23 protein-coding genes, 1 other RNA gene and 1 pseudogene are annotated in these 23,481 nt (G+C 36.3%); 12 read left to right on the top strand and 13 right to left on the bottom strand.

The window, feature by feature from the left end; all coding sequences use genetic code 11:
- Positions 1-122 precede the first annotated feature (122 nt).
- From lon to IPG37_03955, 3 genes are all read left to right on the top strand, one after another.
- Positions 123-2,492, top strand: a complete 2,370-nt coding sequence (gene lon, locus IPG37_03965) for an endopeptidase La (GenBank protein ID QQR53586.1) — start codon at positions 123-125, stop codon at positions 2,490-2,492.
- Between the two features lie 76 nt (positions 2,493-2,568).
- Positions 2,569-4,362 carry a hypothetical protein gene (locus IPG37_03960; protein ID QQR53585.1) on the top strand — a complete coding sequence of 598 codons (1,794 nt, stop codon included), beginning with the start codon at positions 2,569-2,571 and terminating at the stop codon, positions 4,360-4,362.
- A 128-nt stretch (positions 4,363-4,490) separates the two neighbouring features.
- Positions 4,491-5,036 carry a hypothetical protein gene (locus IPG37_03955; GenBank protein QQR53584.1) on the top strand — a complete coding sequence of 182 codons (546 nt, stop codon included), beginning with the start codon at positions 4,491-4,493 and terminating at the stop codon, positions 5,034-5,036.
- 1 nt (position 5,037) lies between these two features.
- Here IPG37_03955 and IPG37_03950 read toward each other — a convergent pair whose 3' ends face one another.
- On the bottom strand, positions 5,038-6,564 hold the full coding sequence (locus tag IPG37_03950) for an AMP-binding protein (GenBank protein ID QQR53583.1): 1,527 nt from the start codon (positions 6,562-6,564) through the stop codon (positions 5,038-5,040).
- Entirely contained in the window at positions 6,554-6,739 is a 186-nt protein-coding gene (locus tag IPG37_03945) for a ferredoxin (GenBank protein ID QQR53582.1), read from the bottom strand. Before IPG37_03945 ends, IPG37_03950 begins: the two co-directional genes overlap by 11 nt.
- Before the next feature lie 106 nt (positions 6,740-6,845).
- Here IPG37_03945 and tmk point away from each other — a divergent pair, with 106 nt between their 5' ends.
- Together tmk and IPG37_03935 are read left to right on the top strand one after the other, a co-directional pair.
- Positions 6,846-7,496, top strand: a complete 651-nt coding sequence (tmk, locus tag IPG37_03940; protein QQR53581.1) for a dTMP kinase — start codon at positions 6,846-6,848, stop codon at positions 7,494-7,496.
- Complete coding sequence (locus IPG37_03935; GenBank protein ID QQR53580.1) at positions 7,493-8,224, top strand: hypothetical protein; 732 nt, start codon at positions 7,493-7,495, stop codon at positions 8,222-8,224. The genes tmk and IPG37_03935 overlap by 4 nt, the downstream gene beginning before the upstream one ends.
- Here the strand turns inward: IPG37_03935 and IPG37_03930 are convergent.
- Positions 8,219-9,034, bottom strand: coding sequence for an A/G-specific adenine glycosylase (locus IPG37_03930; protein QQR53579.1), 816 nt, complete (start codon positions 9,032-9,034; stop codon positions 8,219-8,221). The genes IPG37_03935 and IPG37_03930 overlap by 6 nt on opposite strands.
- 678 nt (positions 9,035-9,712) lie before the next feature.
- Here IPG37_03930 and IPG37_03925 point away from each other — a divergent pair.
- Entirely contained in the window at positions 9,713-10,912 is a 1,200-nt protein-coding gene (locus IPG37_03925; GenBank protein ID QQR53578.1) for a hypothetical protein, read from the top strand.
- Positions 10,913-11,211: 299 nt separating this feature from the next.
- Here IPG37_03925 and IPG37_03920 read toward each other — a convergent pair.
- From IPG37_03920 to IPG37_03905, 4 genes and pseudogenes are all read right to left on the bottom strand, one after another.
- A pseudogene (locus IPG37_03920) lies at positions 11,212-11,973 on the bottom strand (IS5 family transposase).
- Positions 11,974-12,441: 468 nt separating this feature from the next.
- Positions 12,442-13,296, bottom strand: coding sequence for a hypothetical protein (locus IPG37_03915; GenBank protein QQR53577.1), 855 nt, complete (start codon positions 13,294-13,296; stop codon positions 12,442-12,444).
- A gap of 112 nt (positions 13,297-13,408) precedes the next feature.
- Positions 13,409-13,672: a hypothetical protein gene (locus IPG37_03910; protein QQR53576.1), complete on the bottom strand. Its 264-nt coding sequence runs from the start codon at positions 13,670-13,672 to the stop codon at positions 13,409-13,411.
- 52 nt (positions 13,673-13,724) lie between these two features.
- Entirely contained in the window at positions 13,725-14,537 is an 813-nt protein-coding gene (locus tag IPG37_03905; protein ID QQR53575.1) for a DUF1669 domain-containing protein, read from the bottom strand.
- A gap of 167 nt (positions 14,538-14,704) precedes the next feature.
- On the opposite strand from IPG37_03905, the gene IPG37_03900 reads away from it, so the two are divergent.
- The gene (locus IPG37_03900; protein ID QQR53574.1) at positions 14,705-15,298 is read left to right on the top strand and encodes a hypothetical protein; all 594 of its coding nucleotides are present in this window, start codon (positions 14,705-14,707) and stop codon (positions 15,296-15,298) included.
- A 74-nt stretch (positions 15,299-15,372) separates the two neighbouring features.
- Positions 15,373-15,696 carry a thioredoxin gene (locus tag IPG37_03895; protein ID QQR53573.1) on the top strand — a complete coding sequence of 108 codons (324 nt, stop codon included), beginning with the start codon at positions 15,373-15,375 and terminating at the stop codon, positions 15,694-15,696.
- A gap of 7 nt (positions 15,697-15,703) precedes the next feature.
- On the opposite strand, the gene IPG37_03890 is transcribed toward IPG37_03895, so the two are convergent.
- Entirely contained in the window at positions 15,704-16,090 is a 387-nt protein-coding gene (locus tag IPG37_03890) for a hypothetical protein (GenBank protein QQR53572.1), read from the bottom strand.
- A gap of 524 nt (positions 16,091-16,614) precedes the next feature.
- Here IPG37_03890 and rnpB point away from each other — a divergent pair.
- The 4 genes from rnpB to IPG37_03870 all read left to right on the top strand — a co-directional run bounded on the left by rnpB (position 16,615) and on the right by IPG37_03870 (position 19,001).
- Positions 16,615-16,948: RNase P RNA component class A (rnpB, locus tag IPG37_03885), an RNA gene on the top strand.
- Between the two features lie 142 nt (positions 16,949-17,090).
- Complete coding sequence (locus IPG37_03880) at positions 17,091-17,798, top strand: PASTA domain-containing protein (protein ID QQR53571.1); 708 nt, start codon at positions 17,091-17,093, stop codon at positions 17,796-17,798.
- On the top strand, positions 17,795-18,562 hold the full coding sequence (locus tag IPG37_03875; GenBank protein QQR53570.1) for an HAD hydrolase-like protein: 768 nt from the start codon (positions 17,795-17,797) through the stop codon (positions 18,560-18,562). Before IPG37_03880 ends, IPG37_03875 begins: the two co-directional genes overlap by 4 nt.
- A gap of 61 nt (positions 18,563-18,623) precedes the next feature.
- Positions 18,624-19,001 (top strand): hypothetical protein, encoded by a 378-nt coding sequence (locus IPG37_03870; protein ID QQR53569.1) that lies wholly within the window; start codon positions 18,624-18,626, stop codon positions 18,999-19,001.
- A 77-nt stretch (positions 19,002-19,078) separates the two neighbouring features.
- Here the strand turns inward: IPG37_03870 and IPG37_03865 are convergent, their stop codons facing one another.
- From IPG37_03865 to IPG37_03845, 5 genes are read right to left on the bottom strand one after another with little or no spacing between them, the layout of a single operon-like run.
- A complete protein-coding gene (locus IPG37_03865) occupies positions 19,079-20,089 on the bottom strand; it encodes an NAD(P)H-dependent glycerol-3-phosphate dehydrogenase (protein ID QQR53568.1) in 1,011 nt (336 codons plus the stop codon).
- Entirely contained in the window at positions 20,086-20,775 is a 690-nt protein-coding gene (uppS, locus tag IPG37_03860; GenBank protein QQR53567.1) for a di-trans,poly-cis-decaprenylcistransferase, read from the bottom strand. Before uppS ends, IPG37_03865 begins: the two co-directional genes overlap by 4 nt.
- 8 nt (positions 20,776-20,783) lie before the next feature.
- Positions 20,784-21,431 carry a hypothetical protein gene (locus IPG37_03855; GenBank protein QQR53566.1) on the bottom strand — a complete coding sequence of 216 codons (648 nt, stop codon included), beginning with the start codon at positions 21,429-21,431 and terminating at the stop codon, positions 20,784-20,786.
- Between the two features lie 51 nt (positions 21,432-21,482).
- A complete protein-coding gene (locus IPG37_03850) occupies positions 21,483-22,016 on the bottom strand; it encodes a hypothetical protein (protein ID QQR53565.1) in 534 nt (177 codons plus the stop codon).
- Between the two features lie 21 nt (positions 22,017-22,037).
- Entirely contained in the window at positions 22,038-23,438 is a 1,401-nt protein-coding gene (locus IPG37_03845; GenBank protein QQR53564.1) for a deoxyribodipyrimidine photo-lyase, read from the bottom strand.
- Between the last annotated feature and the right edge of the window lie 43 nt (positions 23,439-23,481).

Raw genomic sequence — 23,481 nt, 5'->3', positions numbered from 1 at the left:
GATGACAGAATTTTAAACCTTTGTAACTTAAAATCTTGAGAAAGCTTTTGAGTATAACGTAAACTTGAAACTGAAAAAACGGAACATGGCTTTACAGACATGTTATTTATAGAGGGGGATTAATGAAAAATCTCGTGAATGAGGCAATGCCCAAAGTAGTGCCTGACATTTTACCAATTATACCTACGATGGATGTTGTTGTGTTTCCTCATATTATAGTACCTCTTTTGGTTTTAGACGAACGCATTATTCAGGGAATTAATCAATCCGTTGAGGAATCAAAGTTAGTTTTATTACTTGCCGCAAGAGATACTGCGCAACAACATGGCTCAATTGGTACAGAGGACCTATATCGGGTCGGTACTGTCGGATCAATTATGCGAATCATCAAAGTTCCAGATGGTGGCATTAAAGTTTTGGTTCAAGGTTTATATCGTGCAACCGTTGAAATAATGCATAGCGATGAACAGGTTTTGTATGGACAGGTAACAGCTTTTCCATTCGAACAGGAAGAAGATAATAACGTACCGCATATTGTTAATAATATAAAAGCACTTGCAGAACAGATGTCAGCTGCAAACGGTGGCACTTTTTCTCCAGATTTTCATGTGATACTTTCAAAAATGCAGGACACAGAAAAAATAGCTGATTTTATTCTTTCACATTTAACATTAAAAGTAACACAGGCACAGATTTTATTAGAAAGTAGAACGCAGCATGACTTTTTGGAAAAGTTATACACACTGCTCAGCAAGGAGGCGGAGATCTCAGAGATTCAGGAAAAGATACGCAACGAAGCTCGCAACTCAATCAATCAGTCACAAAAAGAGTTTTACTTGCGCGAACAGCTGAAAGCAATCAAGCAGGAGCTAGGCGAAGATGACATTGAAGAGATTGAAACAATGCGACAAAAACTTTCTGTTCTTCCTGTATCTGAAGAAATTCGGCACGAAATCAATCGTCAAATCAACAGACTTGAACGCACCGCGCCTGATTCTTTGGAGGCAACTGTTACCAGAAATCATCTGGAATGGATCTTTGCATTGCCATGGGGCGTTGAAACGGAAGATAATCTGGATATTGCTCATGCAAAAGCGATCCTTGACCAAGAGCATTATGGCTTGGGTGATATTAAAGAAAGAATTTTGGATTTTATCTCTGTGCGCAACTTGAAAAAAAATGGCTTTGGTCCTATCTTGTGTCTGGTTGGTCCTCCGGGAACAGGCAAGACTTCGCTTGGCCAATCGATTGCAGCAAGCTTGGGTAGAAAATATGCACGGATCTCATTGGGTGGCGTCAAAGATGAAGCGGAAATTCGTGGCCATCGACGTACGTATGTTGGTGCAATGCCAGGACGATTTATTCAGGCGATGCGAAAAGCGGGCTCGTGTAATCCGGTACTGGTCATTGATGAGCTTGATAAAATCGGATCAGATTTTCGTGGAGATCCATCTGCTGCCATGCTTGAAGTGCTTGATCCACATCAAAATAAGACATTTTATGATAACTATCTGGGTATTCCTTTTGACCTTTCAAAAGCGATGTTCATCGCAACTGCAAATACGATCGACACTATTTCAGAACCATTGCGTGATCGACTTGAAATTATCGAGTTAAGTGGATATACCCTTGAAGAAAAGGTGAGCATTGGTAAAAAATATCTGATTAAAAAATCGATTCATGACGCAGGCCTTGATCAAAAACCGGTCGATCTTTCTGAGACAGTGCTAACCGACCTTGTGATGAACTACACGCGCGAATCTGGTGTTCGCCAACTTGAACGGCTCATTCGAAAGCTCTGTTCAAAAGTCGCACGTCAGCTGGTCGAACATGATACATTGATTCAGGTTGATGCTAACAATATTGAAAATCTGCTTGGACCACGTCGATTTCTTGAAGACATTCATCTGAAAAATGATCAGATCGGTATCTCAAATGGCCTTGCATGGACAGCATTTGGTGGTGAGATTATAAAAATTGAGGCAGTGCTCATGCCCGGAAAAGGAAAACTAACGTTGACCGGACAACTTGGTGACGTGATGAAGGAGTCAGCACAAGCGGCACTCAGTTACGCTCGTGCACATGCAAAAGAGTTTGGAATCAACGACTGCTTGTTTACAAAACATGATCTACATATTCACGTTCCGGCAGGTGCAGTGCCCAAAGATGGCCCTTCTGCAGGCATTACCATGCTCACTGCAATTCTATCTGCATTGACTTTACGGCCAATTAGTGCACAATATGTAATGACTGGAGAACTAAACCTGCGTGGTGAAGTGATGCCGATCGGCGGTGTCAAAGAAAAGATCTTGGCAGCCGTCAGAAACAAAGTTCCGTATGTTATTTTACCCGATCGAAATAAGCATGATCTTGTTGGTATTGAAAATATAACAAATGGAATTGGCGTTGTTCTGGTAAATCACGCAAATGAGGTACTTAACAAAGTTCTGTTACCAAAACTTGAGCAGTCAGGCAGAGTAAAAATGAAGTAATCAGTCTGAAGAAAAAAAAGGTGGGAGAGGCGCAAGTCTCTCCTTTTGTGTTTTTAAAAATTTTAAAAGGGTTTTTATGCAGAGACGATTATGTTTGATTGCTGCGAGCTATTGTATGGTTTTTTTGCGGTTAGAGAGTGCTCAATGGACGTCAGTTGAGGAGGGTAGCAGCGCATTAAGTGAAAGGCCTTTGTTGACAGTAAAGAAACTCAGCTATGATAGTTTTGGTGAGTTTCAAAATAAAATAAAAAATACCATCAGTCCTGATGCATTATTAAATTGTACTATTCGAGAGTATGATTTTCCAGATTTTACTGATGCTAAAATAGCAATTGATACTGCTAATGTATTTATAGTGAGTAGATCTATTTTTTTGGAAGCATTAGGTGCTAAATGGCTTGAAAAAGTAACAAAAAAAACAAATCTTACAGGTATTGTACATGAGCAATCTAAATATCAAGGGGAAAAACCATTTGTGCTTGTGTTACCCGATACGTTAAATACTCTTTTTTCACATCTTGACAAGCCTAGTATCACTGAATCTTCTCTTTATATAAAAGCTCAAAAATTAGTTATTTTACACCACGAGCTGAGCAAAGTTCTCTTGAAGTATTCAAATGCTTTTAAATTCTATTCTAAAAGCAATACTGCTAAAGATAAGGCATTCATAGTTTATGACCGCAAGGCACATCAGCAAACGCAAGGCTGGATGAATCAAGGGATCAAGTGGTTAAGTAAAAAAATTAGTTTAAATACAAGTAGACCGTTGGCTGTTACGGAAGCTGAATGGAAAACATTTCAATTATATGCCTCTGAATTATTTCCTGCTCCAGAAATCAAGACCTTTGAAAAAATAAAAACAACTGGAGTTATACCTTTTTTTAAAAAGAAGGTTACTGGTAACAACGTAAAAATAGAACCTATGCTTGAAGACGAAAAGAAGAATAAAGCATTGAATGGAACGCACGCTCATGTGTTTGATTTGGGTAGAGCACATTTTGAAAGCCCTCAAAAAATACAAAAGGACCAAGAATTTGTTATAGACGCAAAAACTGTTTATGTTGTAGAAAAAGATGGCGCATTTGATGATCCTAAAAGCTTAGGATTTGATCATCATCCCGTCAAACCAATAAATGAAGATCTCAACAAGCAAAATAGCATTCCAAACTATAACACCGTCATCCTTGCAATAGGACAATCCGAGTATGCAAATCAAACATTTTTTATCAAAGCCAGTAACCTTTTTTTTGAAGCAAAACCAAACGAAGAAGGTCATTCATTCAAAGATTCTCTTTTGGCAAATATTACTGGATTCAAACTAATGGGCACAGAAGGTCTGAATAGCCCAGAGATATTTGATCTGGACATGCAGAAGGAAGGAATGGAAGGTTGGACACCATTGATAAAAAAAGATGAATGGAAACAGGAAGGAACAGTACCTGAATTTGGCGATCCAGAAAACTCAAACAATCAATCATCTGTTAAAAATCCAGTAACAGACGCTGACAAATCTCACGATGATTCTGAGAAATGGACAGAGCACACGATTGACTATACTCCTGTGCCACTTGTACCAACTGATCATAACAAGAAACCAGTCAATGCCAAAAAAACAGACCTTAAACAGTTCTTCACAATATCGGATGAGACCGTTCAAAGACATCAGCAATTAGTCACTGAGCAAAAAGTAGAACATAAAAAAGGACTTGAAAGACTAACCCAATCAACACAAACACCAAACCAAAGCCCAGTACCACCTTTAAACAATTCTAGCTTGATTTCAAATATTTCGACCGTATTCTGGAATATAGTGACAACAGCCACAGAGGGCTTCTGGGGAATTTTGAAATGGCTTGGAGGGGTCGCTTGAAAAGATTTTGGTTTATAAAAACATAGCTTTGAAAAAATTTTTTAAAAAAAGAGTGACAACTATTAAAAGAACTGTATGCTAAAAAACGTGAGCAGTAGAAAATAAAGTTTTACATCCTGGAGTTTATCATGACAGTAAGTAAAGTTTTTTATGTAACGTTTTTAATCGTTGTTCCTTTTGCTTTGAACTATTTTTCCAGCATAAGTTTGGACAGATCTAAGTTTTCAGCATTAAATCGCGAGCTATATGCCCAAGAGCCACACAGGCTTTTGTCAACAACCGCAACACGGATAGCCAATAATCGAAACATTGATCCTAAACCAGAAACCGAATCTGTCGTACACATTGACCTTGCAGATGCGCATGTGAATATCCCGACAGACATTGAAAAACCGATTGATGTGCAAGTTGAAATACCAAAAAAACATACCGAACAGATAGAGGATAACAAGCTTGAAGCAAATAAAAATGAGCCCGAAACAACGGCCGTTTCGGTAACGGTAAAACCAGCTAATATACCATCAACTGGTACCAACGAAAATAAAGGTTGGCTGGCTATGCTATTTGAAAAGCTATCTAATTCTGCAGGATTTTTTGCTGCATTAAAAGGAATGTGGGACTTTTTTATGACTGTGCCAGTTCTTCTCTTTAAATTATTTTTAAGTTTTTTTTAAATCAGTTTTCTTGAAGCTGTTTTTTTAACTGTTTTTTATCAACTTTGCCAGTTGCTGTTGTTGGTAAAGCTTCGGTGCTGCATTTAAAAAGACGGGGAATTTTATAGCTGGCAAGATGGTGAGCACATAGTTTTGAAAGTTCTTTCTCAATTCCTTTTTGTTCTTGTCGCAACTGAACAAATGCGATAGGAACTTGCCCATGCATCTGGTCATCTTTGCCCACTACTGCAACTCGAATGACAGCCTGCGAAAGCGCAATGATATTTTCAACTTCCTGCGGGTAGATATTGAACCCTTTGCTGATGATCAGATCCTTTTCACGGCCAGTGATAACAATATTTTCATCGTTATCAAAATATGCACAGTCACCCGTGTCAAGCCAACCATTTGGCAATGCATGTTCAGTTGCTTTTTGATCATGATAATAGCCGAGCATGACATTGTCGCCCCGAATAAAAAGCTGTCCTATCTGATAGGGGTTCGTGTATGGACTCTGCGACAGATCGGTCAACGGCCGGATCTGGTAAGAGATGCCATCAAGTGGTTTTCCAATCGTGTTTGTGTAGGTCATGACATCATCCAGATGCACTGCAACAACAGGCGATGCCTCGCTTAATCCATAACCATTAATAATCTTGCGTCCGTATAAAAGCGCAAACAAAGATCTGATTTTATCAGGCATCGCATCACCACCCGCGACAAACAGTCGAACGTGTGAAAAATCAAGATTCCTGAATAAACAGAACAGACCGAATAATGCAGGAACACCGAGCACAATGGTCGGTTTTTTGGCCAAGCCATCAATAATATGGCTACGTTCTATTTTTGGAACAATAACAACTGATACTCCCTGCTTTATTGCCAACCAGACGCAGGTAATCTGCGTAAATACATGAAAAAGCGGTAATACACATAAAACCCGTTCTTCAGAACCTATTTCAAGTCGAGTAACACACTGATTAATGTTTGTTAAGATATTTCGGGAACTCAGCATCACGCCTTTTGGCACTCCAGTTGTGCCTGATGTATAGACAAGTACAGCCAGTTTATCTGGACCAAGTTGGTCGAAGGGTGGATTGGTCGGCTCTTTTTGCCACGGATCAGAAGACATTAATTGCTGTGTAAAAATACCTTTAAACACTGTTTTGACTGTTTCATTTTGCAACAACTCAACCCTGTGATCATCACAAATTAAAAAAACAGGCTGACAGTCTGTAATGATATGCTGAATTTCTGCCAGTTTTAAGAAATTATTTACAGGAACTGCCACTGCCCCGATCTGCCAACTGGCAAAATAGCCAACATAAAAAAGGGGGGTGTTTTCGGCAACAAGCAGTACTCTATCATCTATTTTAACGCCAGCGGTAAGCATTTTTTCAGCACAATGCATGACCATATTAAAAAACTGTTGATAGGAGTACGTCTGGTCTTTGTACAACAAAAAAATGCGATCGGCAAAAAGCTTTACCGCACCATTCAAAAGTGTATGCACAAGAGTTTGTGCAACCGGTTTTTGATTATTTTTCATACTTTATTACCTGTACAGGGCATTTTCTTGCAGCTTCTTTTATTTTCTCAGACCAAGTATCAGTGTCGATAGCCTCTTTAATGTATGATTTATCGGTAACTTCAAACACCGCAGGGCAGATAAATTCACAACTCCCACAACTAATGCATCCCGGTTCTATTATTACTTTTTTCATATTTTTAATCTCTACATTACCTGTTAATTGTAGTATAATCAATAAAAACAGTTATGTCGTGTCTGGGAGTCATTTTTTGTGTTGTATTTAAATAAGGTTTTAGAGAATGAAGAAGGCAAATAAAGGTATTTTAATAAGTGTTGAAGGTATTGATGGTGCTGGTAAAAGCACATTAATTAAACTTTTGCATCAAAGAATGGTTACTGAAAGGCTTGATGTACTCTTAACAAAAGAGCCTGGCAGCAGCATGTTGGGTAAGTATTTACGTCAACTTTTACACGCACAACAGATGCCGATCTGCACAAAAGCTGAATACCTCCTATTTGCTGCGGATCGTGCGCAACATATGAATGATTTTGTACTGCCGGAACTTGCAAGAGGATCTATCATTCTTTCTGATCGAATGGCTGACTCTTCTTTGGCGTATCAAGGCTATGCACGTGGTCTTGATATTGAGTTCATTCAATATGTGAATCGGTGGACGATGGATCACTGTGAACCTGACCTTATTATTTTTGTTGATACCCCTGTTTGGCTGGCTGTTGAACGAATTAACAAGCGTGGCAATGCAAACACGTTTGAGAAAGAAGCTACATTTTTAGAAAAAGTCAGAAACGGTTTTTTGGAAATTTTTGCCTCAAAAAATAATGTCATAACCGTTGATGGTACACTCAATCCGGACGCGCTGCTTGAAAATACCTATAAAATGGTTTCAGAATTTTTAACCTCACGCTGGGGACAGGGTATTTTACTATGATAATTCCTAGTGCGCAGCTGTATATTGGAACAGAAAAGATAACTGAAAAGAGAGTATGTGCTACTTTGCGTAGTCTTTTTTGCCCTTTCAACAACTGTACAAGTTGTGTGGCATGCATACAAATCCAAAATAGGCAGCATTCTCAAATCATGTGGCTTACGACCACAAAGGGATATGTGCTTGATGACCTGGTGCCAATACGAGAAAAAAGCAAGTTTATGTTAAATCAAAACGAGCGCTTTTTTTTTATTATTGAACATGCAGAACTTTTATCAATAATTTGCAGCAATGCTTTGCTGAAAATTTTGGAAGAACCGCCAGCTGGATACCATTTTATTTTACTTACTCACCAACCAGCGGCTTTATTGTCCACCATTAGATCACGCTGCTTGCCTGTTTGTCTTCAAAACGAGGAGGTAGATATTCAGTTTGAGTTTTTTTTTCTGCACTGTACCTCAAAGCCACAAGCAATCACAGTGATATTGCAGGAATGTGACCGAGCAAAAATCTCTGAAGAATCTGCCCAAGCGCTTTTATATAAGATTATCGGTTTTTGGCAGGAACAGAAACGAGCTATTCATGCCTCACATTTTTCACCAAACTACATCAATCAGATATTGCAGATTTTGTATGAAATGTTGGAATGTCTTCCAAATACGGGAAATACAAAACTTTTTTTAAAAACAGTTTTGACGCAAATTGAGTTAGTACGTGCCGCTTGTTTATAAATAAAAACTATCGTCAGCCATTTTAATTAACTGCTCTGCGACCATTTTGCTTAAAATTCCAGCTATTTTTTTGTCGGTCTTATTTGGAAAAAGCTGTTTTAACTGTTGTTCAAGCGTGCTTTTATGTACGCGATGAACTTCTACCAAAAATTTAACGATCTGGCCTCGGACCTGCCTGTCGGAACCTTCAAATTTTGACTGTTTTGCATGATGTGCACTTGCGCGTGATGGATTGGGTAGCTGCTTTTTTAAAAATACCCCATAATCCATCAAAGCATAATACCACGACCTGGGAGCAGTTTGATCTACTGCTTGTTGGACAAGTGGCACAATCTGCTTGTCAGTAACTTCGGCCTGTTGACTGAAAAAATGGTGCAAAAAAACGGTTCTAATATTCGTTTCAATAAATACTGTTGGCATGTTAAATGCAAAGGCACAGATCGAGCTTGCCGTCGCATGCCCAAGGCCTTTTTGAGTTTGCAACAGTGCAGGATCGGCAGGCAACTTGCCATTATGATCTTCGACTACCCATTGTGCAAACTGTTTGAGGTACAGCGCGCGCCTGTTATAACCAAGTCCATGCCACAGTTGAAATAGTTGATGATTTGAACATGCGGCAAGCGCTTGAAAGGTCGGCAATACTTTTATAAACAGATTATATTTTTCAACTACTCGTGCTGTCTGTGTCTGCTGTAGCATAAATTCTGACACAACAACCAGATACGGATCGGCAACATAGCGCCATACAAATTCTCGCTTTGCTTTCGCGTAAAAAGCTTTGACATGCTGTTGAAATGCGATAATTTCCATATTTCATTTTCAAAAAACTTATTTGTTATCATTGTAAACTATTTAAAACAATATGTCAGATTGCAAGGTATAAAGAATCGAGTAGAATTACTTATAAAAATAAGCAGTACAATAAGCAATCACAATTATTCTATAAAAAAGATCATTTATGCAAATGTAAACAATCAATATTTGCCCAAACTAAAAGCTTTTAGTACATTTTTTAAACATAGCTTCTTTAAAAATAGGTCATTTATGCAAAAAAAATCTTTATCGAGAGTTCTCCTTCTGTTCCTTTTTTTTCTACCAGTGTAGGTTATAACAAAAGCATCGAAAATCGATATCGCAATTGAAAATTTCCTTAACCGCGCCTATGCGGATCGTAACTATCCAGAACATAGCATCAAAGAGTGGAAAGAGAGAAATTTTCAGAAACTTAATCAGAATTTTAAACCACTTGCCAAAGAGATAATCAGTGGGACAGTAGATCGTCTCCATTTGTGTATCGCCAGCATGGGCACGTATATTGGAGTATTATTTTAAGCATAAATGCAAACAAAGCTTGCTTTAAATTCTGATACCAATAGCCAATCAAAAGCGTATTTCATAAAGATTCACTTTTTGATATACTTTTGAAGATTGTTTCTTTTAAAGCATAACTTTTTTTTGAGAAGCATTATTTAAAAGGAAAAACAAAAAATGAATGCTGTGTGTATAAAAAAATTGACATTATTAATCATCGGACTATCTAACTTTTTTTTTCAAACTATTACTCCCATGAAAAGAGCAGTTGAAGCAACAAAGTATCAACTTCGAGACAATACTATGGTCTTATTTCAGGTTTATGAGCAGCTCTTGCATCCTGTGATTATGGAAAAGGATATCCACAAGGTTATTTTAGATAGATGTGTGCATGAAAATGGACATGTTAGTAGTGAGGCTCTTTTAACCTTCAATGGAGATTATAAAGGAAATTTCAAACACTACAAAACAAACATAGAAGCAAAAATAGCTTTCGCAAAAAACCTTAGAGCAATGTCAAAAGCGTTATGCCATAAAATTGAGTTAGAAGAGTTATATGCACTTGAAAAAGCCTATCTTAAGATCAATATTTTGACGCAGCTTCTCAAATACACCAACGATGCTACTAAAGATAATGAAGTACCTGATTTTGACCTTTTTAATATAAAAATAGGCTATACAAATATTAAAGGAATACAGATAGAGATTGATACTTATATAAAAAATCAACTAAAAGAAACTATTGTCTCTCTTAACAAACTTTACAATTTTGGATATAAAAGAGGCTATCAACAAAAACATGCTCTCTTAAATAAATGTGCACCAAAAATTAATAACATTCTTTTTTGTATAACGCTTTTTGCTATTCAATACCAACCATTGTACAATGAAAATAACTATTTCTGGTGTGAGCCTCAAGAATATCTTGATGCTCAGGGACAGCTAACTGAAATTCAAGAAACAATAGAAGCACATCAAAACTTTTCACTACTCTCGTTATTTTTGTTTGCAGATCATCAAAAAAACCAAAAAGGGCTTTGTCCTGCCAGCCTTTTTGTAGAAACGGATAGAAATGTGATACCACTATTTATACGTAATATAATAAAACAGAACATCAACCTTTTTTATTATGAAACAGATAGTGCTACAAAAAGAAACTATCCAGCCATAAAAAGCTATGCAGTTGGTGCAGCCGACTGTGAAGTTATGTCATCTGATTCAGACGGTGAAGGAATGGATGCGCCAAGTTCTGATGAATACTGTTTTGATGAAAATAGCCCATTTTTGCAAGTCTCTTTTGCTGAGCCAATCATTAATACTGCTGTGTTAAATCAAGTCATGCTAGCTTTAAAGAATCAAATTTATTCAAAACTGTAAATACTGTTTAATTTTTTAGCTCAACCTAGTCGTAAAGCTTCACAAATTTAAAATAACCGATAAAATAAAAATATATTTAAATATTATTTCAAATAAGGATAACATGTCTAAAATAATCAATAAATATGTCATTGTAGTCATCGCATGCTTAACTATCAGCCAATCAACCTTCCCTTTTTTATCACGCATTGCAAGTCGGATCAGTTCAAGGTCGTTGCGCGAAATTTTATTTTCTCGCTCTCATTTAAGTGATTTTTTAAGAACAAAATCAAAATGGTTAGCTAAGGTGTGTCCTCAATTTAATTAGTAGGGCATAAAAGCTTCAACCATATGTGCATAGATGCGATGTAAAGCATAGATTGAAAGTTTCTAGCAAGTTTTTCAAAACGCATAGCAATGCCGCGAAAATGCTTGAGTCGTGCAAAAGATTTTCAACTACGTGCCGATTTTTATATAAATGAGGATCAAATTCTGGATTTAGCCCAGTGCTATTTTTTCTTTTTGGTATAATTACTTGCATCCCTTTTGTCCGTCCATAAATACGAATACTATCAGCATCATAGCCTTTGTCAGCGATAAAATATTCTGCTCCTTCGGCCAGATCGATTAATTCGTTTGCAACCTTTGCGTCGTGCACTTGACCCCCAGTGATTTTAAAATTGAGCGGATTTCCATGCGCATCGGTGCACATATGAATCTTTGTAGTAAGTCCACCAGCGGATCTTCCAATTGCTCGCTCTTGACCACGCTGAGCTCCAGTCGCATGTTGGTGAGCTCTAACATAACTTCCGTCGGCGAATACCCATTCTTTATCAACTTCTTTTCGTAGCATAAAAAAAACCTTCCCATAGCCCTTTTTTTGACCAACGATTAAATCGATTAAATGCTGTTTGCCACGGACAAAATTCGGATGGAATATCCCTCCATGGTCCTCCAGTCCGCAATTTCCAAAGAATTGCTTCCATTATATTCCGCTCATTGCCCCACAGGTGGCATCCATGCTTACATAGTATCTCTTCTAGTTGTGACCAAATACTGTCTGTAATAACTCGACGTACCATTGCTTATCCTCGTTGCTGATTTCTGATACAAAAAACTTATCATTTTGTAGTGAAAATGCAACGTCATTACCTCATTTCAAATTGAGGACACACCTTAATAAAAAAACCAATTCTCTTTCTAATAGCCATCTAGAAAATAACAAAACTTCCTCATCTAACATACAGCAACCACATACAAGTGATCAAATCGAAGAAATATTCACAAAGGTAAGTGAATCTCAATACTATGATGCAAAAGAAAAAACTTTCAACACAATAGCAGTAGGGATTCTCGAACGTCGACCGAAAAAGTAAGTAGTAAATATATAAAGCTATACTGGACCATTAACGAAGTTTTTAAGTATTTTTCACGAACGTGCTATGTGTACAAAGGGGTCGATACAATTTCTGCCGATCCCTTTTATTTTGAAGCCCACACAATAAAAAGTGCCTACCTTCATGCCCTTCAAAGTACCACAAAAATTGCTTTCACAACCTCCAAAAACGAAAATCTGGTAGAGGATACTGCCACCACTGTCTTATGAACCAGCCAAAATTATTGAGATATCCAGGATACTCCCAGAAAAAACAGTCAAAATTATACTTACAGTTCAAGAGAATTTCTTTTGAAGGTAGCCCAGAAGCAAAAAAACCATTAGCCTGCCTATAAATAAACTGGTTTTTCAGCTGCGGATCACCATACATTCCGGTCTTGTCACCAAAAATAAGAACCATAGTGGTCAGAAGCAATGGATACAATGGACAGAACAACATGTTCGTTTTGAAAGCACTTTGAAATAACAGATTTTGCTCGGGCACACAAAGATATATCAACATGAACGACAATAGATACACAGACCAACATTGGAACAGAAAATTGATTAAAACAATAGAAATGAGTTTCGATTTTACCAATGTATTATGCTCATCAATGAGATTATCAGGAGTAAATGCATTAGGATTTTTTGAAAACAGATGTAAAATGCATTCCCATTCCACGCTCTGATTTTTATTAATAAGATTTGCAACCTGATACATCTTCATGAAAGCAGCCTTTGCTATCTCTTCCGTTATATTTTTATCACGACTTTTCAAAACGTAAAAATAAAAGAGTGCAAGTTCTTCGGCACGTAACAAACCACTAAATCGACAGACGGCTTTCAGGCTAGCTTGCGTATAATATAGATTATTTTCAATGAACCAAGTTTTAGTTTTTCCTGGAGTTACATTCTCTAGAATTACTTTGGCATCATCAATATCGCATACACCATTTTTCTCTTGCTCTAATAGCCCTATATCTTCTTGCTCTGCAGATTTTTGTTGAGATGATGATTTCTTTAACAACCTGGTTTCTTGATTCTTAAATGCTTTGCTCCATACCTTTTGTAAGTACTGTTCATTTTCTGTAAAGTGCTGAATGCTATGATAAAAACAAGACGTTGAACCCAGCGAAGGTTTAAAATTCTCTGGTGTAAAAATAGCTTCTAAAATAATGCACAGGTGTTGTTCGCCAGAATAACCATGCTTTATAAAAAGGAGAAAATGTATCAAAAAGGTCACTTCCTCCGCAATATTCTACATGACAGAAAGCATATTTTTCAATAACACACTGGGCAGGAAAAGATAGTTCTGTTTTTTTGCCACTCACTGACACCTGACCAATATTGTCATAATGCTGCCACGCAAGCTGAAACGCACGCTCAGCTAGTTGCGCATCCATACAATCAATCGTGCATACCAAGAAAGAAAGGAAACAAAAAAATGAGGAACAACTATTTTCGCGAAGCTTCATCAACTTTGACTAACGGCTGATAATGGTCACACAATGTTTTGACATGTTCAAATCTGCGTGCATACTTTCTGACAGCGCCTTTTCGATTGAGCACAACAATATTTTCCTGATTATAGTACCGTGCTGCTTTTGTAAAGTTATACGAACCGGTCCAAACCAGACCTGTGCCTGTAAAATTATTCGAAAAAACAATAAACTTATGATGCATGATTCCCTGTTTTCCTTTATTGTGATATGCAGGATTATACACAAATACTTTGCCACCCGCAGCGTGCACCTCATCAACTTTGCTGTAACGATCAGAAATACAGCCACGATCGACAATCATTTCAACTTTAACTCCACGAGTAGCTGCCTCTTGCAAAGCTTTAACAACTACAGGATCGGTGAAGGTAAAAATGGCGACTTTTAAACTCTCTTTTTCATCATTAATCAACTTTAAAAGTAATGCATAAATATCATCATCAGGAGCAAACAATGTCACATATCCTTTTTTTGCCCGCAGTTTTTCAATCAGATCAACTTTTGTTTCATTCGAACTAGTCGACTGAGATGAATCATCTTTAACAGAAACCGTTTTTACTTTTTTTGAAGATGAACGTTTTTTTTCAGATGGCATAACAGTTTTGACTGTTCCATCTGGATGTATAACTACATGCTTAGATATTTTTTTTTGCGGAATAGCTGCAAGCAATGACTGAAAATCATTAACATAAAAATATCCAATCAGACAAACAAGAACGGTAACTAAAAAAAGCCATTGTGCATACACGGCAGCTTTAAAATGCTTCATCTGTTTCACCATATAAAAACTTGCCAAATAGTATACACAAAAAAAGACAGGAAATGCAACTAGTGTTTATTAAAAAAGATTTATCAAAAAAACCTCATTGAGTGTTGCAATTATTACGACCAGTATTCCATACTAAAGAATATATGTTGAAAAAGGAATAAAGCGCTATGAAAAAAATAGTTATAAAAATAGCCATTTTAGGTTCATTACTACAGACAAGTTTTGCCTATGGCTGGGCAACACCAGAAGGAAATGTGGGCAACACTACGGTTCCAAAAATAAATTTTTATGGCAGTATTAGCACACATCAAGGAAATAGATGGCAACAGGCAGAAAACATCACCATCGATGGCAGATACAAACAGATACAGATGTATTTCAAACCAGAACTGTTGCCTGAGAAAGTTTTGAATACACAAACGAACAAAGAATCGATTACTTTAAAAGATGATCCAAATCAGTATGCACAAACTAAAATTGATCTTGAAGAGGTCGAATCTATTGAAGCCGTCCCAAACCTGATCTATCTTTACAGTGGTTCACAAACAAATAAGAACTATCCAACACAATACACAGAACTGATCGTAACCATGAAAGATAAAAACTTGAAGCAGTATCACTGCTTATTAACTGAATCAACAAAACTTATGTGGGATGAAAAAAGCAGCTCTGGTCTTGTAAATTCAAATATCCAGATTGGATCAATTAAAAAACTTACTATTGCAGGGTCAAAGACACAAGAAATTGTAGAAAAAAAATAGATTCAGTATTGCTGTAAAACTATTCTAACTATAGAATGAGTCTTCTACATACTTATTTTAAAGAAAGGTTTTATATGGCAATTAGTATTACTAAAGCAAACTATCAACAAGAAGTCTTAGATTCAAAAATACCTGTTGTCATGGATGTTTTTGCTGTCTGGTGTGGACCATGCCAATATATGAAACCTATTTTTGATTCGTTAGAAAAAGAATATGACGGTGTTTATAAATTTGTCGTCCTTGACGTTGAAGAAGACAGAGCTCTTTCAACTGAACTTGGCATTACTTCAATTCCTACTTTTTTGTTTTTCAATAAAGGAAAGCTGGTTGCAAAAGAGTTAGGTTCAGTAAGCATTACTGCCTTCAAAGATCATCTAAAAAAGTACTTTGCTCAATAGTACATGATCATGTCGAGCCAAGTACATACATCATTAATCCGGTCAACATCATCATAGTCAGCTGGGGTGCTTGATTAAAGCAGTACATAACCATAACAATAGGTGCAAGTGATGCTAACTGATCAGGTGATTGTGGAAATATTCCACCAAAACCGCCACCACCCATTCCGCCAATGACGTGTTGAGATGGAGGATAGTTGCCAACAAGTGAATCGATATCATCAATGGCATTGTGGGGTCTATGCGTAGTAAATGTTTTCTCAGTATGTAAAAATAACGGCATAAGTACAAGTTTATATTTCTTTTCCAAAAAACTTTGTAAATCTTTTTCTTCTGGGTGCAAAATAAATAAAAGTGCAAAAAAATGTAGGGCAAAAATTGAAGAAAGTAACATATACAATCCTTTTTTGAAGCATTTGCTGATATTTCTGATATGCTTAACTTATATATCCATATAAACAACAACTATTCAAGAGCTTATGCGTACGCTTTATCTATTTTTTTTAATACTGAGCCTCTTTTATATAGATCTCTTTTTTTATGTTTGTACTACATATCAGATAACTTATGCAACCATCTTTATGTTAATCTACCTTATCACACAAAAACACTCAGATTTTACAGTCACTTTTTGTGTGCTGCTTTTTACCATTCAACAAGAGTTTATGTATGCTATAAAAATCTCATCGTTCATTCCTCTTTTTCTTTTATATAGTCTGTCAGAATATGGCAAAGAATCACTTTACTTTAATAGGACCCTTTTTTTCTTAACCAGCACAACAGTAATAATTATTCAAATAGGAATAATTCAAAGATTTACTGGTTTGCTGACTCCTTCGATCTATCTTTTACCGTCCATTTATGTTAACATGATAGCATTAGTTTTTTTTGGATTTGCTTTAAAAATAAGCTCATATAAAGATCGCTAAGGCAATCGCATACTGTTGATTTTTTACTGTATGAGGAAAGTCCGGACACTAAATAAGATACGTGCCATCTGAAGAAGATGGACACTTTAAAGTGATGGAAAGTGCCACAGAAAATAACCGCCTGTAAAAACGGTAAGGGTGAAAAAGTATGGTAAGAACATACAGTTGGCTTAGGTAACTCAGCCAATGGGTAAACCCCACGTGGTGCAAGGCAAAATAGTGCGGAGGGTGCTTATTCCTGTCGATGTACGGGTATGCCGCAAAGATAGATGATTGCCACCTTGAAAAAGGGACAGAATCCGGCTTATGAAGCGATCTTTATGTGAGTTACTCTCCTTACCATAAAAACGGTCCTTACTGTTTCATACCGTGTATAATGGTTCTATTTTATTCTTTCATGTGATATCTTATACGGCATACTTTGTAATCATAGAAAAACTGTAAAAGTTACATTTAAAGGAATATGTGAATCATGCAAACTTGATTGTTTTTGCGCCCTTTTTTGGACTGTTGATTGGAATATTTGCAGGCTCATATTTTTTTACATCCCGCGAATATGAATGTCCATCATTTATTCGAAAGACACTACCTGAAGCAATGATTGAAGCAAAAAATCTAAAAGTAAGTTTTAAAATACTTGAAACAATTTATGATCCTTCATTGAAAAAGGGGTATATTGTAAAACAGGTACCAATGGCCGGACAAAAAATAAAAACGGGGCAAACTATTTTTTTAACTATTGTTGAAAAAAACAGTAGTAATCGTATGCCATTGCTCTTAAATCTCACCGAACAGGATGCACAACTTGTCATGCAAAAAATCGGATGTCATTTGGATTCTTACTATGTTCCGCAACGCAATAAAAATGGCACAGTCATTGCACAGTTCCCTTCTTCAGCAGAAAAAGTAAAGTCTGAAACAAAGCCTTTTGTATATATTGGGCAGAATATAGAAGAATTGACCGTCTTACCTTCGTTTATCGGATATTGTGCTAAAGATATTACAGATATGCTTTGCTTACATGGCCTACCACATCAGTTAGAGCCAACTTATTATACTGGCAATGACACTATAATTTATCAAGAACCGTTACCATATTCAATTTTAGATCTTACTTATATAAAAATGATTTATTTACAGTGTGACTCAAAAAATAGTAGAGGAAACCCATGAAATATATTTTTATTTTCTTATTTTTTATCATACTATTGCTCGCTAAAAAACTGCTTGCGCATACCAAAAGGCAAACCATTTTTTTGGCAACAGACCGACCGTTTGTGCCTCCGCACAATACTCATGAAATAGTAATTTTATGGGATATTCATGGGGTAATTTTTAAGAAAAATATTATAAACTGGTTTTTAAAAATCTTAACATCTGGCTACCTATTTTCTGTCATACGAAAATTAGACTGGGCAACAACTCTCTTACTTTTAAAGTATACCGGTAAAAAGCTTGGACTATTGTCTGAGGAGATCACAAATCAAGAATTTTTAAACTGTGCAAGCAGAAGCAAAAATCAAGCGCTTATCAATTTAACAATTAAGATCTCTTGTGAATACAAGCTCAATAAATCGGTTCTGAATCTTATTGAACATTTAAATCGAAAAGGATACGTACAACATATCGGATCTAATATTGGAAAAGATGTGTTTGAAAAATTTGCCTCACAACATCATACTGTATTTCAATACTTTACGGCTATCCACATTATCAATACAAAAGAAAGTCATACGTTCAACAAAAAGCCAAATCAAGGGTTTTTTTATAACTATTTACAAAAACATGCGCATGAACTACGTGGAAAACAGATTATTTTTATTGATGACCAGTTACAAAACGTGCTATCCGCACAGTTTTGTGGGATTAATGCGATACTATTTTGTCATATTAATCAACTCAAACAGGATCTTAATTTACTATTGAGAGCTTGTTAATTGCCTATCCCATGGTAAACTGTGCTAAGGAATATTATGTAACCTTCAAAAAGGAGTAACAATGAAAAAATATATTTTGCTAACAGGTCTCTATAGCTTGGCAATAGCGCAAGCGGTGGCAGAAAGTACTACACAGCAGACTGATGAAACAAAAAATGTACAACGAACGGTGCTTGTAACCAAATGCTCAAGCTTACAGTTTGGTGCGCTTATCGATCAAAAAGAGGCGTCTGAAGAAGAACGCGCAAGAGGGTTTCAAATTATTTCAGATTTTGTAAATAACGAATGTGTACAGTTAAAAAATAAATTAGAAGCTGAGACGCCTCATATAAAAATATCTCTTGGATTGGTTGATATAGTTGAAGATGTATCAGAAGTAATCAATATTATTGAAGAAGTAGTAGAAAAAGACAATGAACTTGTGCAAAAGCAAGTATAACTTAATAACGCCTATTGATATCACAATACAAAAATTCTAAAACTACTATGAATTTATAAAAAATTGGGCAGGATAGCTTATTCTATCTTGCCTAAAAACTGTTCTAAATATGCTTGCGCCGTACATCTTTTTTTTAAAATAATATGTACACTAGCAAGCAGTGGAAACGCTGCGCTTAAACTATTTTTCTGAATGCATTCGTATAAACCGCAGGCACTTCCAACTCCTTCTGGAACAATAGGTATTTTTGATCTTATAAAATCATCCTGCTGCTTCTGGCCCACGTAGAATCCATACATTCTATTTTTTGACATATCAGAACAGGCGGTCAAATAAAAATCACCTATTCCAACAATATCATACGCAGTTTCTTTCTTGCCTCCAACAAGAACAAGCCATTCTACTATTTCGTCAACGATTTTAACAAACAGAAAAGCTTGTACGTTCTTTCCATATCCAATACCATCGATCATCCCTAAAAGCAGAGCTGCAACGTTTTTAAGTGCACCACACCATAAAATGCCTTCCACGTCTGAAGAGATGGTAAATTTAAAGAATTTATTTTGAAAAAGTCTTTTGACAAACAATGCCAACTCTTTTTTTGCCGCTGCAATAACTGCAAATGTTTCCAGGTCTCTACATAATTCAGTCGCAAACGTTGGTCCAGATAATACGGAAATATTTTCTAACGGTATTGGCACAATCGACTGTAACAGATCTAACACATGCCAACCATGTACTTCATCGATACCTTTACTTGCCAAAACCCAAATTTTAGACCTTATTAAGCTAACTGACTTATCTTTTAAAAGTTGTACAATAAAACGGGATGGTGACGCATACACTACAACAGAGACCGTCTCTAAGACATAATCAAGATTAGTCGTAATCACTATCTGATCGGCAAGCAAGACCTCGGGCAGATATTTTTCATTGACCCTTTTCTGATTCATAGTTTCTGCTACTTCTGCTTCATATGACCATAAATAAACGACATGTCCATTTTTGTTTAATACATAGGCCAAAGCAGTTCCCCATGCCCCTGCACCAATGATTCCTATTGCATGAGAGTTAAGCCCGGTGCTCACAATCCAAAATTCCTTTTCACTAAAGAAAAATCATTAAAAACCACTTTTAACTGTTCAGTCGTGATATCTGGCCACAAACAGTCCATAAATGCCAACTCAGTATATGCAGCTTGATATAAAAAAAAATTGCTTAAGCGCTTCACTTTTCCTGTGCGAATAATTAATTCAGGATCAGGCAAAAAAGAGGTTAAAAGGTGCGATTTAAAAAAAGAATCTGTAACCTGCTCTGGTACAATTTTTTGCAAAGCGACCTGCTCTGCTATCAACTTTGTTGTAGCGACAATGTCCTCCTGGCCTCCATAGCCTAACAACAGTATTACATTTAAACCAACTTCTTGTGAGGTAGTCATTTCTAACCGATCACAAAAATTACGTACTTCCTCGGGAAAATAGTCCCGTCTTCCCATGCAGCGGACACGGACCTTACGCTCTTTTATAAAACTAATAATTCTGTCAGATAATCCCAAAATTACTGAATATAAAAGCTGTTTTTCAACAAACGTTCGCCCCATATTTTGAACAGAGAAGCCAAATAAAGATACATATTCGATCTCTTCCGCTAATGCAAAATCAATCACTGTACAGATTCGCTCAATGCCCTGTTGATACGCATAAGCCAGCGGAACCTTGTTTTCGATTGCCCATCGTCTATTTCCATCCATAATACAGGCAAGATGCTTCATCATCTAAATCCTTAGAATGAGTGTGTACTCATCGTGAAAGATCGTACCATCCGCCAATTTCGCAAGCGACACACAACAAATACCACAACACTTCTGATAAAGGTCATCAGCAAAGCAAAAGAGAGGCGCTCAGTTAATGCGACTGGAATTAACGCGTGCCACATCATCGGTTCAAGTGTAGAAAAAAGGTATAACCAGGCAACTGAACCAACTGCATGTGCTAAAAAAGTTGCAGAAAGTGCTTGGCAAAAAAATGAATTTGAACGAATTAGATAAAGTACTATTGGTATCATCCAGAGCATAGGATATAAAAACGCGTACCTACCTACAGGGTGTACCAAAAACAGAAGTATCATAATTATGGGAATAATTAATCCTGTAATAAATCGGTTCAATGACCAGTATAAAGATGCACAAAAACCGGGCACTTTATGCACCAAAATAGTGGACAAGGCGTGGCTCGGATAGAGCATAAACTTTAAAGAAACTCCGATAAATGCACCTAACGAGCCCCCAAAAAAACCTAGCAATGGTAAAACACCATTTGAAAAGGAAAAAAATGAAAAGACAGATCCAACAATAACAGAAAATGGTATATAATTAAAAAGAGCGGCAAGTACACAGCTCAGCAACATTGTTATATGAAATTTATATTTCATGTTGATCCTCTTTAATCCTTTAAAAAAGCTTTTTGGTTAAACTATGTTGTATTATAAATGTAATAAGAATTTAACAAAGAACTGTACCATCTGCTCCTCAAAAAACAGATTCATGTTGACCTGGCAAGTCTGCACCAGGTCGGAAAGTTGCTTTGTGGTTGTATTATGACTTAATTTTAATTTTTTGCAATTATGTTCATGAAAAATGCAATGTAAAATTTGCCTTTTTTCAATTATTGTAGAAGTTTGGCTTACTGAGTTATAAAATTTAGCAAGCATCTCATTCACTTTCAAAACAAATTCATCCGATTTTATACTATGCATTAATCCAACATATTTTTTTTCACATAAAAACGGAAATGCTGCAGGCACTGCATCAATTTCTGTTGCAGAATAACCATCTGAACTCCACTGCATACCTTTTTTAATAACCCAAAACGGATAACTGACCTGCGACGATAAAGAATCCAGATACTCCTTATATGCCCTTTGCTTATTAATGACAGCTGTTTTGGTAATTTCCTGAACGGTTGCTTGTGTATTAAGAATAAAAATGGAACTTATTAAAAACAATTTTTTAATCATATGTTTTCACCTAAAAATCTATTATTTCATATGTTTGTACTGAGTGAGGGCTTTTACACGTTCAATTTTGTGATCAATAATCGGTTTTGGATAATTTTTATTGCTCTCAACCTTATTATTATACCACGTATGAATAATTTGAGAATCATACTTTCTGAGTTCTGGTATCCACTGTTTGATATAGACACAATCAGGATCATATTTTTTCTGACCAAGCCATGGATTGAAAATTCTAAAATACGGCTGTGCATCAACACCAACAGACGCGCACCATTGCCAGTTTCCATTATTCACTGCAGGATCATAATCAACAAGCTTTTGAGCAAAATAGCGCTCACCCCACTGCCAGTTAATATGCAGATCTTTGACCAAAAAAGAAGCAACCATCATTCGTATCCGATTATGCATAAACCCAGTTTGGTTGAGTTCACGCATGCCTGCGTCAATAATTGGAAAACCGGTTTTACCATCCTTCCATGCATCCCAATGATCCTGATTTTCAGACCAGGACAGTCCATTATATTCCGAACGCAAACATGAACCAAACATGTCCTGTCGGTAAAATGATGTATAAATGAAAAAATCATGCCAATACAGTTGCCGCATTAATGGATGTGTTTTTTCAAGCTGTGCAACAATTGCATGATATACCTGTCGAATAGAAATAGTGCCAAATTTTATATGAGGGCTTAATTTTGTGGTTGACAACGAGGGCACATCTTTAGTTTTATCATAATGCAAAAATGCTAATAGATCAGAAACTATCTTTTCTGCGTGTTTAAATCCACCAAGAATACCAGTATCAGGTTTTTTGATTTTATTTAATTGATAAAAATCAATCACCTTGTGATACTCATACGAATCTTCAATAGATTTTATGTACCAGTTCATTTTAAAAGGCATGGCCACAGGCAGATCAATTACACTTGTACGAATTGCGGCATTAAAAAAATGAGTAAAAACAGTATACGGTTTTTGTTGTTTGTTTTTTAAAGTTTGAACTGAGCATAGTGTCACATCATCGTACGCATGGCATGCAACGTTATTCTCGATGCATAGCTGGGCGATAGCATGATCACGTTGTAATGAAAAAGGTGTATAATCTTTGTTAAAAAAAACCGCTTCAATAGGAAGCCTTGGAATGATTGACGATAAAATGGCTTCAATTGTTCCAACAAAAAAGTAGAGCCTTCCTTTTTTTGCTTTTATCTCATCAGTAAGATCTTTTAAAGATTCAAGCATAAATTGCGCTGCATGTTCGCTAAAAAAAGGATTATTTTTAGGAACAACCTGTCTTTGATCAAAACAGAAAATAGGCATCACAAAATCTGATTTGTTACATGCTTTTATTAGAGCAGTATTATCTGTAAGTCGTAAATCTCTTCTGAAAATGAACAACGATAATTTATATTTTTTTATCATATCAATAACCATTAAAGCCTAACTATCGCTTATTTTCATTATA

Source organism: bacterium (assembly GCA_016699125.1).
Taxonomy (GTDB): Bacteria; Babelota; Babeliae; order Babelales; family Vermiphilaceae; genus AWTP1-30.
This window is presented reverse-complemented; position numbering and strand designations above follow the sequence as displayed.

Excerpts from the sequence above, each read along its gene's own strand:
- IPG37_03875 (QQR53570.1), top strand. The coding sequence starts at position 17,795 with ATGAAATATATTTTTATTTTCTTATTTTTTATCATACTATTGCTCGCT.
- uppS (QQR53567.1), bottom strand. The coding sequence starts at position 20,775 with ATGATGAAGCATCTTGCCTGTATTATGGATGGAAATAGACGATGGGCA.
- IPG37_03890 (QQR53572.1), bottom strand. The coding sequence starts at position 16,090 with ATGTTACTTTCTTCAATTTTTGCCCTACATTTTTTTGCACTTTTATTT.
- IPG37_03935 (QQR53580.1), top strand. The coding sequence starts at position 7,493 with ATGATAATTCCTAGTGCGCAGCTGTATATTGGAACAGAAAAGATAACT.
- IPG37_03845 (QQR53564.1), bottom strand. The coding sequence starts at position 23,438 with ATGATAAAAAAATATAAATTATCGTTGTTCATTTTCAGAAGAGATTTA.
- IPG37_03950 (QQR53583.1), bottom strand. The coding sequence starts at position 6,564 with ATGAAAAATAATCAAAAACCGGTTGCACAAACTCTTGTGCATACACTT.
- IPG37_03850 (QQR53565.1), bottom strand. The coding sequence starts at position 22,016 with ATGATTAAAAAATTGTTTTTAATAAGTTCCATTTTTATTCTTAATACA.
- IPG37_03925 (QQR53578.1), top strand. The coding sequence starts at position 9,713 with ATGAATGCTGTGTGTATAAAAAAATTGACATTATTAATCATCGGACTA.
- IPG37_03945 (QQR53582.1), bottom strand. The coding sequence starts at position 6,739 with ATGAAAAAAGTAATAATAGAACCGGGATGCATTAGTTGTGGGAGTTGT.
- IPG37_03955 (QQR53584.1), top strand. The coding sequence starts at position 4,491 with ATGACAGTAAGTAAAGTTTTTTATGTAACGTTTTTAATCGTTGTTCCT.
- lon (QQR53586.1), top strand. The coding sequence starts at position 123 with ATGAAAAATCTCGTGAATGAGGCAATGCCCAAAGTAGTGCCTGACATT.
- IPG37_03930 (QQR53579.1), bottom strand. The coding sequence starts at position 9,034 with ATGGAAATTATCGCATTTCAACAGCATGTCAAAGCTTTTTACGCGAAA.
- IPG37_03960 (QQR53585.1), top strand. The coding sequence starts at position 2,569 with ATGCAGAGACGATTATGTTTGATTGCTGCGAGCTATTGTATGGTTTTT.
- IPG37_03870 (QQR53569.1), top strand. The coding sequence starts at position 18,624 with ATGAAAAAATATATTTTGCTAACAGGTCTCTATAGCTTGGCAATAGCG.
- IPG37_03905 (QQR53575.1), bottom strand. The coding sequence starts at position 14,537 with ATGAAGCATTTTAAAGCTGCCGTGTATGCACAATGGCTTTTTTTAGTT.
- IPG37_03910 (QQR53576.1), bottom strand. The coding sequence starts at position 13,672 with ATGGATGCGCAACTAGCTGAGCGTGCGTTTCAGCTTGCGTGGCAGCAT.
- IPG37_03900 (QQR53574.1), top strand. The coding sequence starts at position 14,705 with ATGAAAAAAATAGTTATAAAAATAGCCATTTTAGGTTCATTACTACAG.
- tmk (QQR53581.1), top strand. The coding sequence starts at position 6,846 with ATGAAGAAGGCAAATAAAGGTATTTTAATAAGTGTTGAAGGTATTGAT.
- IPG37_03895 (QQR53573.1), top strand. The coding sequence starts at position 15,373 with ATGGCAATTAGTATTACTAAAGCAAACTATCAACAAGAAGTCTTAGAT.
- IPG37_03855 (QQR53566.1), bottom strand. The coding sequence starts at position 21,431 with ATGAAATATAAATTTCATATAACAATGTTGCTGAGCTGTGTACTTGCC.